Origin of the sequence: Streptomyces sp. NBC_00102 (assembly GCF_026343115.1) — a bacterium.
GTDB lineage: Bacteria > Actinomycetota > Actinomycetes > Streptomycetales > Streptomycetaceae > Streptomyces.
Window position 1 is genome coordinate 204,197 of record NZ_JAPEMC010000002.1, and the last position, 13,202, is coordinate 217,398.

At 72.4% G+C, this 13,202-nt stretch carries 14 protein-coding genes; 9 read left to right on the forward strand and 5 right to left on the reverse strand.

Features of this window, described 5'->3' with window-relative positions; genetic code table 11:
- The first annotated feature begins 21 nt into the window (after positions 1 to 21).
- Positions 22 to 558 (forward strand): methylated-DNA--[protein]-cysteine S-methyltransferase, encoded by a 537-nt coding sequence (locus tag OHA55_RS28455; RefSeq protein WP_266711678.1) that lies wholly within the window; start codon positions 22 to 24, stop codon positions 556 to 558.
- Positions 559 to 636: 78 nt separating this feature from the next.
- Here OHA55_RS28455 and OHA55_RS28460 read toward each other — a convergent pair whose 3' ends face one another.
- The 3 genes from OHA55_RS28460 to OHA55_RS28470 all read right to left on the reverse strand — a co-directional run bounded on the left by OHA55_RS28460 (position 637) and on the right by OHA55_RS28470 (position 2,776).
- The gene (locus tag OHA55_RS28460; protein ID WP_266711680.1) at positions 637 to 1,221 is read right to left on the reverse strand and encodes a TMEM165/GDT1 family protein; all 585 of its coding nucleotides are present in this window, start codon (positions 1,219 to 1,221) and stop codon (positions 637 to 639) included.
- 257 nt (positions 1,222 to 1,478) lie between these two features.
- Positions 1,479 to 2,219, reverse strand: coding sequence for a Sir2 family NAD-dependent protein deacetylase (locus OHA55_RS28465; RefSeq protein WP_266711682.1), 741 nt, complete (start codon positions 2,217 to 2,219; stop codon positions 1,479 to 1,481).
- Positions 2,220 to 2,281: 62 nt separating this feature from the next.
- The gene (locus OHA55_RS28470; protein ID WP_266711684.1) at positions 2,282 to 2,776 is read right to left on the reverse strand and encodes an NUDIX hydrolase; all 495 of its coding nucleotides are present in this window, start codon (positions 2,774 to 2,776) and stop codon (positions 2,282 to 2,284) included.
- Positions 2,777 to 2,975: 199 nt separating this feature from the next.
- Between OHA55_RS28470 and OHA55_RS28475 the strand changes: the two genes are divergently transcribed.
- The 3 genes from OHA55_RS28475 to OHA55_RS28485 all read left to right on the forward strand — a co-directional run bounded on the left by OHA55_RS28475 (position 2,976) and on the right by OHA55_RS28485 (position 5,732).
- Positions 2,976 to 3,758 carry a hypothetical protein gene (locus OHA55_RS28475; protein WP_266711686.1) on the forward strand — a complete coding sequence of 261 codons (783 nt, stop codon included), beginning with the start codon at positions 2,976 to 2,978 and terminating at the stop codon, positions 3,756 to 3,758.
- A gap of 49 nt (positions 3,759 to 3,807) precedes the next feature.
- Complete coding sequence (locus OHA55_RS28480) at positions 3,808 to 4,452, forward strand: class F sortase (RefSeq protein ID WP_266712457.1); 645 nt, start codon at positions 3,808 to 3,810, stop codon at positions 4,450 to 4,452.
- A gap of 164 nt (positions 4,453 to 4,616) precedes the next feature.
- The gene (locus OHA55_RS28485; protein WP_266712459.1) at positions 4,617 to 5,732 is read left to right on the forward strand and encodes a glycerate kinase; all 1,116 of its coding nucleotides are present in this window, start codon (positions 4,617 to 4,619) and stop codon (positions 5,730 to 5,732) included.
- A gap of 57 nt (positions 5,733 to 5,789) precedes the next feature.
- Here the strand turns inward: OHA55_RS28485 and OHA55_RS28490 are convergent, their stop codons facing one another.
- The gene (locus tag OHA55_RS28490) at positions 5,790 to 6,509 is read right to left on the reverse strand and encodes a helix-turn-helix domain-containing protein (protein ID WP_266711688.1); all 720 of its coding nucleotides are present in this window, start codon (positions 6,507 to 6,509) and stop codon (positions 5,790 to 5,792) included.
- A gap of 309 nt (positions 6,510 to 6,818) precedes the next feature.
- Between OHA55_RS28490 and OHA55_RS28495 the strand changes: the two genes are divergently transcribed.
- The 5 genes from OHA55_RS28495 to OHA55_RS28515 are packed head-to-tail and all read left to right on the forward strand — an operon-like array spanning position 6,819 to position 11,700.
- The gene (locus OHA55_RS28495) at positions 6,819 to 7,616 is read left to right on the forward strand and encodes an ABC transporter ATP-binding protein (RefSeq protein WP_266711690.1); all 798 of its coding nucleotides are present in this window, start codon (positions 6,819 to 6,821) and stop codon (positions 7,614 to 7,616) included.
- The gene (locus tag OHA55_RS28500) at positions 7,613 to 8,434 is read left to right on the forward strand and encodes an ABC transporter ATP-binding protein (RefSeq protein ID WP_266711692.1); all 822 of its coding nucleotides are present in this window, start codon (positions 7,613 to 7,615) and stop codon (positions 8,432 to 8,434) included. Before OHA55_RS28495 ends, OHA55_RS28500 begins: the two co-directional genes overlap by 4 nt.
- On the forward strand, positions 8,431 to 9,321 hold the full coding sequence (locus OHA55_RS28505) for a branched-chain amino acid ABC transporter permease (protein WP_266711694.1): 891 nt from the start codon (positions 8,431 to 8,433) through the stop codon (positions 9,319 to 9,321). Before OHA55_RS28500 ends, OHA55_RS28505 begins: the two co-directional genes overlap by 4 nt.
- A complete protein-coding gene (locus tag OHA55_RS28510; protein ID WP_266711696.1) occupies positions 9,314 to 10,453 on the forward strand; it encodes a branched-chain amino acid ABC transporter permease in 1,140 nt (379 codons plus the stop codon). Before OHA55_RS28505 ends, OHA55_RS28510 begins: the two co-directional genes overlap by 8 nt.
- Positions 10,450 to 11,700 carry an ABC transporter substrate-binding protein gene (locus tag OHA55_RS28515; RefSeq protein ID WP_266711698.1) on the forward strand — a complete coding sequence of 417 codons (1,251 nt, stop codon included), beginning with the start codon at positions 10,450 to 10,452 and terminating at the stop codon, positions 11,698 to 11,700. The genes OHA55_RS28510 and OHA55_RS28515 overlap by 4 nt, the downstream gene beginning before the upstream one ends.
- Before the next feature lie 122 nt (positions 11,701 to 11,822).
- On the opposite strand, the gene OHA55_RS28520 is transcribed toward OHA55_RS28515, so the two are convergent.
- Positions 11,823 to 13,193 (reverse strand): MFS transporter, encoded by a 1,371-nt coding sequence (locus OHA55_RS28520; protein ID WP_266712461.1) that lies wholly within the window; start codon positions 13,191 to 13,193, stop codon positions 11,823 to 11,825.
- Positions 13,194 to 13,202 lie beyond the last annotated feature (9 nt).

The following is a 13,202-nucleotide window of genomic DNA, read 5'->3' on the forward strand; positions in this document are numbered from 1 at the left end:
GATCCGCGAAAGAAGCACCCCATGAGCACCACCGTCCTCCCGCAGGTTCTCCCGCCCACCAGGACCCACACCCTGCTCGACAGCCCCTACGGCCCGCTCACCCTCGTCGCCACCGACGGAGTCCTCAGCGCTCTGTACATGACCGAGCACCGTCACCAGCCACCGCGCGAGACCTTCGGGGAGGAGGTGGACGGCCACGCCTTCGCCGAGGCCGTCCGCCAGCTGGAGGAGTACTTCGACGGGGCGCGCACCGAGTTCGACCTGCCGCTGCACCTGGAGGGCACCCCGTTCCAGCGGACCGTCTGGGCCGAGCTCCGGCGCATCCCGTACGGCGAGACCCTCTCCTACGGCGAGCTGGCCGGCAGGCTCGGCAAACCCGGCGCCTCCCGGGCCGTCGGCCTGGCCAACGGCCGCAACCCGGTCTCGATCATCGTCCCGTGCCACCGGGTCATCGGAGCGTCGGGGAGCCTCACCGGATACGGTGGCGGGCTCGACCGCAAGCAGCGCCTGCTCGCCTTCGAACGCGGCACGGAGAACGACACCCCGGCCCTCTTCTGAGAGCACCCGGGTACGGAGGAGCCCGGTGACCGACCAGCGGTCACCGGGCTCCTCCACACCCGCGCACGGGGTGGGACGTCAGCCGGTGAAGATCTCGGTCGCCGTCCAGATAGCCAGCCCGAGCATGCACACCCCGCCGACCCGCTGGACGGTCTTGAGCGGCACCCGCTTGGCGATGAACCGCCCGGCCAGCAGCGCCAAGGCCGAGACGGACATCAGCGCGGCGGCGGAACCGATCGCCACCGACCAGGCACCGTTGCTCGCGGCGAGGTTGGCCGTGGTGATCTGGGTGAGGTCGCCCCACTCACCGATGAAGACGGCCATGAACGCCGTCCCGAAGACGGGCCAGAAACCGGTGACGGTCTTGCCCGCCTCGTCCTCGTCCTCGTCGTCGCCCCCGCCGCGCAGCAGCATGAAGGCGCCGAAGGCGAAGAGCAGGGCGGAGACCAGTTTGACGATCCAGTCGGGCAGCAGCCCGAGGAGACCACCCGCGCCGACCGCGATGGCCACATGGACGATGAACGCGGACGACGTACCGAACCAGACGTACAGGGGCTTCATGCGCGTGCCCATGGCGAGCGACGCGAACATCGTCTTGTCCGGCAGTTCGGCGAGGAAGATCAGCCCGAAGGCGGTGATGATCGCCAGGGGGTCGAGGTGCATTCCGGGTGGCTTTCTGTAAGAGCCGGGCCCCGGGCCTTCGCGAAGCGCCGCACGGGCTCTCGGAGGACCACTCGGCCCGGCACGACGCAGCACCCGCAGGGCGCGGGTGTGTCATACCTGACCGAAGGTCTCGCCCACCCGCCATGATCGACGGGCCCGGCCACCGGGAATCCGGGGATTCCAGTGTGTCGACGACCGGTTTTCGGGGCTACTCCCCTTCGCAGCCCTCAACACTACCCCACCCGCACCCGAGGGGCTCAGCCGGTACCGCCCGCCCCGTCCGCCGCCAGCCGTTCCAGCAGGGCCGGGAGTGCCGTACCGATCGGCTCGCGCACCACCTCGGCGGCCCGGTCGTCGTACGGGGTCGGCTCGGCGTTCACGATGATCAGCCGGGCCCCGTGGTCGGCGGCCAGACCGGCGAGCGCGGCCGCCGGGTGCACCTGGAGCGTCGTGCCCACCGCGACGAACACCTCGCACCCCTGGGCGATCGCCACAGCCTTCGCCAGCACCTCCGGGTCCAGCCGCTCGCCGAACATGACGGTCGCCGACTTCAGGACGCCCCCGCAGGCCGTGCACGGAGGGTCGCCCTCGCCCGCCTCCACCCGGCGCAGCGCGTCGGCCATGGGGGAGCGGGCGTGGCACCGGGTGCAGACCACCTCGCGGTCGCTGCCATGGAGCTCGACCACCTTGCGGGCGGAGAGCCCGGCCTCCTGGTGCAGACCGTCGATGTTCTGCGTGAGTACCCGCACGGCGGTGCCCGACCGTTCCAGCTCCGCCACCGCGCGGTGGGCCGCGTTCGGGCGGGCGTTCAACGCGGCGGCGGCCCGGCGCATCTGCCAGGAGCGGCGGCGGATGTCCGGATCGGCCATGTAGAAGTCGTAGGTGACGAGCTTCTCGGCCTCCGGGTCCCGCGTCCACAGCCCGTTCGGGCCGCGGTAGTCGGGAATGCCCGAGTCCGTGGAGACACCGGCACCGCTGAGGATCGCCACGAGAGTCATGCGGGGAGCCTACGGAGCGCGGGCCCGCCCGACGAGCGGATTTCCCGCGTCCTGGCAGCCCGTCAGACGACCGGCCTGCCGTCCTCCAGCTCCACCGCTCCGGTACCGGAGTCGAGAGCGTCGAGAGCCGCCAGCACCCGGTGCAGCAGCGTCCCGAGGAGGTGGTCCGGGAGGGCGGAACGCTCCACCAGCTTCCAGGAGAGCAACTCCTCCTCCTGGAGGACGATCGCCGCCAGCCGCTCCTCGCTCAGCACTCCGCCGTCGAACAGGTACGCCGCGATGGGAGGGCGGTTCGGGCCGCGCACCCAGTCCACCACCAGGAGCTGGCCCGGCTCCAGGTCGAGGCCGATCTCCTCGGCGGTCTCGCGCCGCGCCCCCGCCCGGGGGCCCTCGCCGGTGCCCGACTCGATCGTCCCGCCGGGCAGCGCCCAGCCGTCCCGGTAGTTGGGCTCGACCAGCAGCACCCGGCCCGTCGCGTCGCGGAAGAGGCAGGCGGCGCCCGCCAGGATCCGGGGCAGGCCGGCGATGTAGGTGGCGTAGTCGTCAGTTGTGGTCACCGCGCCAGATTAGAGGCCGCGCTCCCCACCCCCGTCACCGCTCTCGTTCCGACCGGACGCGACTCGCCGTGTATGGGCCGGTGGGGGGATTTCCGGCGGGTTCTCGGTCACGCCGGTCCACTCCTGTGGATCACCTGTGACATCCCTTGGGTGCCCCTCCCATTAGTACGACAATCATTCTGGCTTCAAGGAGTCACGCATGCCCATCTCCGCCTCCACCCGCACCCACGCCCTCCGCGCCGGCACCCTCGTCGCGGCCGCCGGCATCGCTCTCACCTGCGCCCCCACGGCTCTCGCGCTGCCCGGCGACAGCGGCGACCTCACCATCGTGGAGGTCCGCAACGCGGGCCGCGACACCCGTGGAAACGGTGGCTCGATCTGCCAGTTCAGGCTGTCGGCCAACAACTTCGAGACGCTCGCGTCGGTCGCCTGGACCATCACGGAGCAGCCGCTGACCATTCCGCCCGGCAACGCGCTCGCCGGCACGCTCCCGCTCGCGCAGGGCAGGGCCCGCAGCCCGCTGTACCAGCTGCCGGACGGCACCTACCAGCTCCAGTGGGTCGTCCCGAGCAGCCTGACCAAGCAGCGGACCTTCGTCGTCAACTGCCCCGACGGCAACCCCGGTGGGCGAGGCGGCAGCGAGCGCAACCAGGGCGGCGGCCAGGCCGCCGACAACCAGGCGACCGGCACGACGGCCGCCGACAGCACGACCGCCGACACGCAGGCCGCCGACACGCAGGCCGCCGACACCGAGGCAGCCGACACGCAGGCCACCGACACCAAGACCGCCTCGGGCAGCCGCCCCTCCGGCGGAGTCCCCGCGGGTGGCGGTGGCGTCCCCACCCTGGAGACCGCGAGCTACGACGGCGACACGGGCCCGGGCGCGGGGACCACCGCGGCCGTTGCGGCGGGAGTGGCCGGACTCGCCGGGCTCGTCCTGGTCCGCCGGTCCGCCCGCCGTCGCGCCCGTGGCGAGGCGTAGCACTCCGCGACGGCGGCGCAGGGGGCCGAGTCGCGCATGTCGTCTCACCCTGACGCTGTGCGCGACCTCGTCCCTCGTGGCGGGCATCGTGTGGGTGTGCGGTGACCCGTCCGACGACGCGACGGCACACGCCGCCCGCGGCTCCGACGCCGCGGGCGGCGGGTCGCCACCGTTCCGCAGGGCCCCGCACCGGATGCCGGAGACCATCCCGGAATCCCACGTACCGCTGAGTCCCTCCCGGGCGGTGAAGGTCGCGATCCCCGCCATCTACATCGAGGCCCCGCTCGTCGGTCTGAGCCTCGACGCCAAGGGCCGCCTCGGTGCCCCGCCGATCAACCGGCCGAAGGAGGCGGGCTGGTACCAGGACGGGCCGTCCCCGGGAGAGGCCGGCACGGCCCTGATCGTCGGCCACCGGGACACCGCGACGGGACCCGCCATCTTCCTGAACCTGAACGCGCTGCGCAGGGGCGACGCCGTCAAGGTCCTGCGCGCGGACCGCAGGACCGCCGTCTTCACCGTCGACACCGTCAAGACCTACCGCAAGAGCGAGTTCCCCGACGACAAGGTCTACGGGACGACCAACCGCCCGGAACTGCGGCTGCTGACCTGCGGCGGACGCTTCGACAAGAAGACCGGCTACTCCGCCAACGTCGTCGTCTTCGCCCACCTCACCTCCCTCACGAAAACCGCCTGACGACCACCACGGACCCCACGACGGGCCGCACGCCTCGCGCGCGGCCCGTCGGGCGCGTTCCGGACCCGGGCCATGGGCAGACCGACCGGGCTGCGGATAGGGTCGAGCGGCACGAGTGGCTGTTCGATAGCGAGGGATGCAGGGTGGCGGACGGAGCAGCAGAGATGGTGACCGCGCGGGTGCTGGTCGCGGCGGACAAGTTCAAGGGGTCCCTCACCGCGGCGCAGGTCGCGGAGCGGGTGACCGGGGGACTGCGACGCGCCGTTCCCGGGCTGCACGTGGAGACGCTGCCCGTGGCGGACGGCGGTGACGGCACGGTCGCCGCCGCGATCGCCGCCGGATTCGAGCGCCGGGAAGCCCGGGTGACCGGTCCGCTCGGTGAGCCGGTCGACGCCGCGTACGCGCTGCGCGGCACCACGGCCGTGGTGGAGATGGCGGAGGCCTCCGGGCTCCAGCACCTGCCGCAGGGCGTGTTCGCCCCTCTCACCGCGACCACCCACGGCTCCGGCGAACTGCTGCGGGCCGCACTCGACGACGGCGCCCGGACCATCGTCTTCGGCGTGGGCGGCAGCGCCACCACGGACGGCGGCGCGGGCATGCTGACCGCGCTCGGGGCCCGGTTCCTGGACGAGGACGGCCGGCCGGTCGGACCCGGCGGTGGTGGGCTCGCCCGCATCGCCTCCGCGGACCTCTCCGGACTCGATCCGCGCCTCGCCTCCGTCGACCTCGTGCTCGCGAGCGACGTCGACAACCCGCTGACCGGCCCCAAGGGCGCCCCCGCGGTGTACGGACGCCAGAAGGGGGCCACCGACGAGGACATCGCGGTCCTGGACGCGGCGCTCTCCCGCTACGCGGCCGTGCTCGGACCCGAGCAGGCCGCGCTGCCCGGCGCCGGCGCGGCCGGTGGCATCGGTTACGGCGCGCTGGTGGGGCTGGGAGCCCGGTTCCGCCCCGGGATCGAGGTGATGCTGGACGTGCTGGGCTTCGCCCCCGCGCTGGCCCGCGCCACGCTCGTCGTCACCGGCGAAGGCTCGTTGGACGAGCAGACCCTGCACGGGAAGGCCCCGGCCGGAGTCGCGGCGGCGGCCCGTGCCGCCGGTGTGGAGGTCGTCGCGGTGTGCGGCCGACTGACCCTGACGGCCGAGGAGTTGGAGAAGGCGGGCATCGCGCGCGCCTACGCCCTGGCGGACCTGGAGCCCGACCCCGCCGTCTCCATGGCCCAGGCCGGCCCCCTGCTGGAGCAGGCGGCCGAAACCATCGCCCGCGACTGGCTCGCCTGACCGGCGCCGTGTCGCACGGGCCCGGTACGGAGCGCGGATCCGCGTACCGGGCCCCGGTCACCGCCGTGACGGAGTCAGTCGGAGCGCGTCCAACGCGAGGGTGAGTTCGACCAGTTCGCGCGGTCGGGACAGTGACCTCGCGGTCAGCCGTTCCAGCCGTCGAAGCCGGTTGAGCACCGTGTTGCGATGGCAGTACAGCGCGGCCGCCGCGCGCCCGGCCGATCCGCCGCACTCCAGCCACGTGTCCAACGTGCCCACCAGCAGGTCGCGTTCGGTCCTGGGGAGCGTCAGCAGCGTCCCCAGGACGCCCATGACCAAGTGGTCCGCCAGCTCCGGCTGAACCGCCAGCAGTGCCGCGGGCAGGCACTGTTCCAGTGCCACGACGGTGGTCCCGTCCGGCGGACAGGCCAGCAGCGCCACCTCGGCCAGCCGCCGGCCCGTGGACAGCTCGGCCAGGCTCCCGACGGCGGGCCCCACGCCGCCCCGCCCCGCGTTCATCTCGTTCAACCGCCGCGCCACAAGCGTGGGTTCGACGTCCCCGAGGGCCGCGACCGCGAAGTCCCGCTCCGGCCCGGGATGCCGGAGGAACCGGTCCGCCCCCGGGCCCGTACACCAGTCGCCGCCGCACCCGCCTGCGGGCAGCGCCACGACGGCGTACCGCCCGCGCTCCGGCAAGTCCAGCGCGGCGGACGCCCGCCCGGACAGTTCCGGTGTCACCGGACCCGCCAGCAGCGCTCCGAGCAGCGTCCGCGCCGGCTCGTCCTCGCTCCGCGACATCGGCTCCCCCCTTCCCGCGGGCCGGGAGGCCGCGCGCCGTGGCGAGGATGACACCCGCCCGGTGCCTCCCGGGCCGCGGCGCCCCGCGTCTGTGCGCGCGCACAACGTGGCGCGACCCTCCCTGTTCAGCCGCATCGACTCCGCCGCACGCCGTGGACGGGCGGCGGGCGCCGGTGCTGGTCTGTGGACCCCGGGAGACGGGACGTGCCGCACCGGAGCCACTCCGCCGCCACCGACCGGACCCGGAAACGACCGGACCGCGCGACGGTCCGGCGACACCACGACGAGCAGGCGGAAGGAGGAGGACGCATGGCAACACTGGAGATCCGCGCGCTGTCCGTGAGCTACGGCCCGGTACGGGCCCTGCGGGACGTCTCGGTCGACGTGCCGGCCGGCACGATCACCGCCGTGCTCGGCGGAAACGGCGCGGGCAAGACCACGCTGCTGCGGGCCGTCTCGCGGACCCTCGGCTTCCACCGCGGACGCGGCACCGGCACCATCCGCTTCGACGGCCGCCCCCTGGACGGGCTGCGGCCCGCACAGGTGGTCGCCGCCGGGGTGGTCCACGTACCCGAAGGGCGACAGGTGTTCGCCCGGATGACGGTGGCCGACAATCTGCGGGCCGGGGCCCTCGGGGCCCGCGGCGGACGGAAGGAGACGGCTGCCGCACAGGCCCGCGTCCACGAGCTGTTCCCGGTACTCGCCCAGCGCGCGCACCAGCGGGCCGGACTGCTCTCCGGCGGCGAACAGCAGATGCTGGCCATGGGGCGGGCCCTGATGGCCGGCCCGCGCCTGCTGCTGCTGGACGAGCCGTCCCTCGGCCTCGCCCCGCTGACGGCGGCGAAAATCGCCGAAACCGTGCGGGAGATCAACGCGGGCGGCACCTCCGTGATGCTGGTCGAACAGAACGCCGCCATCGCCCTGCGCCTCGCCTCCACCGCGTACGTCCTCGACGTCGGCGAGGTCGCCCTCGGCGGACCGGCCGGCGAACTCGCCGCCTCCGACGAGGTGCGCCGCCGCTACCTCGGCGTCGTGGACGAGACGGCGGCCGAGGACGCGGACGCGGCGGCCACCGCCTCCCGCACCCTGCGCAGGTGGCCGGCATGAGCACCGTACCCACGCCCGCACCCGCGGTCGCGGCGCCGGGCGCCACCTCGCCCGCCCCGCTCACCGTCCGCGACGTCACCGTCAGGTTCGCCGGGCTGACCGCGCTCGACGCGGTCTCCTTCACCGTCGAACCTGGCAGCGTGCACGCGGTCATAGGTCCCAACGGGGCAGGGAAATCCACCACGTTCAACGTGCTCTCCGGCGTCTACCGGGCCACCTCCGGCACCGTCCACCTGGGGGACACCGAACTCACCGGGCTGCCCGCGCACCGGATCGCCGCCCTCGGCGTCGCGCGCACCTTCCAGAACCTCGCTCTCCCACCCCACGCCAGCGTCGCCGAGAGCCTCCTGCTGGGGCGGCACCGTCTGATGCGCTCCGGATTCCTCGCTGCCGGACTCCGCCTCCCGTCCGCCGTCCGGGAGGAGCGCCGCCACCTCGAACGGGTCCGTGAGATCGCCGAATTCATCGGTCTCGAAGCCGAGTTGGACAGGCCTGCCGGTGCCTTGCCGTACGGCGCGCAGAAGCTGGTCGAACTCGGCCGGGCGCTCTGCATGGAGCCCGAGGTGCTGCTGCTGGACGAGCCCGTCGCCGGCATGACCGCCGAGGAACGCCGCCGAACGGCCGCCGTGGTGGCCGGAGTACGCGACAGCCTCGGCATCTCCATCGTGCTCGTCGAACACGACATGGGCGTGGTGATGCGGCTCGCGGACGCGGTGACCGTACTCGACTTCGGACGCAGGATCGCGGACGGCACCCCCACCGAGGTCCAGAACGACCCGGCCGTCGTCCGCGCCTACCTGGGAGAAGAACAACAGTGACCACCTTCATCGAACTTCTCCTCGGCGGCCTCTCCATCGGCTCGGTCTACGCCCTCATCGCCCTCGGATTCGTCGTCATCTTCAAAGCCACCGAGGTCGTCAACTTCGCCCACGCCTCCCTGCTGCTCGCCGGCGGATACGTCACCGCGGTCCTCCACGACGACATCGGCTTCTGGCCCGCCCTCGCCGCGGGCATCGCGGGCGCGGCCGTCGTCGGAGCCGCCGTCGAGTTCCTCGTCATACGCCGCTACCGGGGCAGCGACCACAGCGTGCTGGCCATCGTCACCATCGGCGTCGACATCCTCCTCACCACCGAACTCACCCGGCGCATGGGCACGGACGTGATTCCGCTCGGCGACCCCTGGGGGAGCGGAGTCGTCACCGTCGGCGGGGTCACCCTCGCGCAGACCAGGATCGCCGCCTTCGTCGCCGCCGCGCTGCTCATCACCGTGTTCCTACTGGCGTTCCGCTTCACCTCCTGGGGCGTCTCGATGCGGGCCGTCGCCGAGAACCCGCAGACCGCCGCCCTCATGGGCATCAGGCTCGGCCGGGTCTCGCTCACCGCCTGGGCGGTGGCCGGAGCGCTCGCCGCCGTCGCCGCCCTCTTCCTCACCGTCTTCCCCACCCCCGGACTCGAACGGGCCACCTCGCTCGCCGCCCTCAAGGCGTTCCCCGCGGCGATCCTCGGCGGCCTCGACTCGACCACCGGAGCCCTCGCCGGCGGACTCCTCGTCGGCGTCACCGAGTCCTTCGCCACGGGCTACCAGAGCGATCTCTCCTTCCTCGGACGGGGAATCGGCGACCTCGCGCCCTACCTGGTGATGCTGATCGTCCTGCTGATCAGGCCCGCCGGACTCTTCGGCACGAAGGAGCCGGCCCGTGTCTGAGACCACGCCCGAAGCCGCGCGCGACCTTGCGGCCACCCCGCCCACGCCCGGGACCGCGTCCACCCCGGCCCGTGCGTACCGGGAACGTCTCCGCAGCCCGCGCCCGTACCTCTGGCTCGCCGGATCGGTGCTGTTGCTGGTGTTCCCGTTCTACCTGGACCGCTTCTGGCTCCAGGCCGGGCTGTTCGCCATGGCCGCCGCCATCGGCGCGATCGGGATCAACCTGCTCACCGGCGCGACCGGACAACTCTCCATGGGACACGCCTTCTTCCTCGCCGTCGGCGCCTACGGATACAGCGTCCTGGCGGGGGAACCGGGCGACGAGAACGGTCACCACCTGACCGGACTCGGCCTGCCCACCTGGCTCGCGGCGATCCTCGCCGTGGCACTGGCCGGGCTGGCCGGCGGGATCTTCAGCCCGATCGCGGGCCGGCTGCGCGGCGCCTACCTCGGCATCGCCACCCTCGCGCTCATCTTCATCGGCCAGCACGTGCTGTTCAACGCGGGCTCGCTCACCGGCGGCTTCAACGGCCGCGCCGTGCCCCCGCTCTCCGTGTTCGGGTTCACCTTCGACGACTCCGAACTCGTCGTCGCCGCCGTGCCGTTCGAGTCCTCCGAGAAGCTCTGGTACCTGGCCCTCGCCGCCCTCCTGGTCAGCGGCCTGTTCGCCCGCGGCGTGCTGCGCGGCAGACCGGGCCGGGCACTCAACGCCATCCGGGACCACCGGATCGCCGCAGGGGTGATGGGCGTCCCGGTGGCCCGGTACCGCGCCGGGGTGTTCGTCCTCTCGTCCATGTACGCGGGCCTGGCGGGCGTCCTGCTCGCCCTGGTGTTCCAGCGGACCGTCCCCGAGTACTTCGGCATGGTCCTCTCGCTCGAATACCTCGCCATGATCGTCATCGGCGGTCTCGGCACCGTCGCGGGCGCCGTGGTCGGCGCCGCCTTCGTCTCCCTGCTCCCGCAGGTGCTCACCCACTACAGCGAGTCCCTCCCACTGGTCTCCGCCCCCGGTACGGGCGGAATCGCACCCGGTGAGGCGTCCCGCTATCTCTACGGCGCCGCGGTCGTCGCGGTGGTCCTGTTCATGCCCGGTGGCCTTACACGTCCGAAGAAAACAGGGGAGAAGAAATGAGAAAGCGTGTTCTTGGAGCCGTCGTCGCGGCTCTCGCCCTCACCCTCGCGGGGTGCAGCGGAAAAGCCACCGAAGGGAAGGACACCGAGACGGACAAGGGCGGAATCAAAACCGGCCAGGGGGTCACCGAATCGACCATCACCCTCGGCTCGCTGACCGACATGACCGGGGTGTACGCCTCGCTCGGCAAGAGCGTCACCCAGGCCCAGCAGCTCTGGGTGAAGCAGACCAACGCCGCGGGCGGCATCTGCGACCGCAAGATCGAGCTGACCGTGCGCGACCACGGTTACGACCCGCAGAAGGCCATCGCCGCCTACACCGAACTCGAACCCGAGGTCCTGGGCTTCACCCAGTTCATCGGCTCCCCGTTCGTCGCCGCCGTCGAGCAGCGCATCGACGGCCAGGACCACGGGGTGGTGCTGCCACAGGCATGGTCGGCCAACCTGCTCGGCTCCCCGTACGTCCGGGTCATCGGCGCCACGTACGACGTCGAGACGATCAACCTGATCGACTACCTGCTCACGGAGAAGCGGATCGCCAAGGGCGACAAGATCGGCCAGGTGTACTTCGAGGGCGACTACGGCGAGAACGCGCTCGCCGGGGCGAAGTACGCGGCCCAGCAGGCGGGCCTCACCGTCGTCGAGCAGAAGATCAAGCCCACCGACAACGACATGACCGCGCAGGTCTCCGCGCTCAAGCAGGCCGGAGTCAAGGCGATCGTCGTCAGCGCCGGCCCCCGCCAGGCCGCCTCGCTCGTCGGAGTCGCCGCGGCGACCGGCTTCAAGGTGCCGGTCGTCGGCAACAACTCCGCCTTCGCCCCGCAGCTGCTCGCGACCCCGGCCGGCCCCGCCCTGCTGGCCGACTACTACGTCGCCGCCTCCACCCTGCCCATCGGCGACCCGGGCGCCGGACCGTCGAAGCTGGCCGGGGAGTACGCGGCCGCGTACCCGAAGGACGGCCTCGACAACGGCGTCGTCGCCGGGTGGACCGCCGCCTCCGTCTACGGCGAGGCGCTGAAGAAGGCCTGCGACGCCAAGGACCTCACCCGCGAGGGCGTCGACAAGGCCCTGCTCACCATCAAGGGTTACGGCGGCGATTTCGGGATGTCCCACGACTTCACCGACCCGAAGGCGCCCTCCACCCGGCAGAGCGTGATCATGAAGCCCGACGCGAAGGCCCCGGGCGGCCTCAAGGTGGTCCGCCCGGCGGCGGTCTCGCCGGCGGCCGAGTCGTACACCGTGAAGTAGTCCGCTGTTCCGGGAAGCAGCGTGGAAGAGCGCACAGAAGTCCGCGGCCCCCGGCTCGGCGCACGGCGGGGAGCCGTGTGCGAGCGGGGGGCCGCGGACTTCTGGGGCCGGTTCTACGTCGGTTACCCGTTGACCTCGGCCCGCGCGGGCTTCGGGATCAGGAACGAGACCGCGAGAGCGATCACGATGAGCACGATCCCGGCGATCATCGCGGTGGAGTAGCCGCTCGTCGAAGCGGCCGAGGACGGGTGGACCGCACTCTGGACGGCGTCCAGGACGACGAAGCTGAGGCCCGCGCCGAGGTTGAACGCACCCGCGTTCAGGCCCGGCAGGAAGCCCGGGTTGTCGTCGGGGGACAGGACGATGCCCAGCCCGTTGAGGATGATGTTGCCGATGCCCGCGTAGGCGATGCCGACCAGCAGGGAGCCGATCAGCAGCCAGGCGCGCGAACCGGTGTGCAGGGTGCCCGCGAGGACCGCGACGGATATCACGGAGCCGATCAGACCGACCCGCAGGACGCGGCCGTAGCCCCAGGTGGCCGCGGCACGGCCGGCCAGCGGGCCCATCGCGAAACCGGCGAGGGCGTACGGGGTGAGCGTCCACCAGGCGGAGCCGGTGGCGGACATCCCCAGGCCGGCCGCGGCGTTCTGGGCGAAGGCGGGCACCAGACCGTTCATGACGGCGAAGACACCCGTCATGGTGAGCAGGGTGCAGGCCAGCAGCGACCAGGTGGCACGGCGCCGCAGGTGGTGCAGGGCGACCAGCGGATGGGCGGCCCGGCCCTCGTTGCGCCAGAACAGGGCGAAGGCGACGACCGCGACGACCGCCATGATCACGGCGTAGGCCCAGTTCGCGTCGGACAGCTTGCCCGCCTCGTCGAGCGCGAGAAGCAGGGTGCCGACCGAGACCGCGAGGAACAGGGTGCCCGGCCAGTCCATGCGGGTGTTGCCCGCGGTGGCCTTCGACTCGGGGGTCAGGGTGGCGACGAGTACGGCGCCGAGCGCGGCGACCACGGCCATGGTCCAGAAGACGGAGCCGAAGCCGAAGTGGTCGGTGAGCGAGCCGCCGGCCACGGAGTCGATGCCGGCGATGCCGCCGTTGACCGCGGTGATGACGCCGAGCAGGGTGCCGTACAACTTCGGCTCCCGGACCTCGTTGCGCAGCATGATCAGGCACAGCGGCACGACCGGCCCGCTGACGCCCTGGAGCACACGGCCGACGAAGAGCACCGGGACGTTGGTGGCCAGCGCGGAGATCACGCAGCCGACCACCATCAGCGCGAGCATGCCCGTCAGCACCCGGCGGCGGCCGATCAGGTCGCCCAGGCGCGGCAGGAACAGCGAGAAGACGGCCGCGGAGGTGAAGAACGCGGTCTGGGTGCTGCCGATGGACACCGACGTGGTGTGCAGCGACTCCGCCATGTCCGTCAACGCGGGGCTGAGCATGCTCGCGTTCAGCTGGAAGGCGAAACAGGCCACCAGCAGAGCGGCCATCAGCGCGCC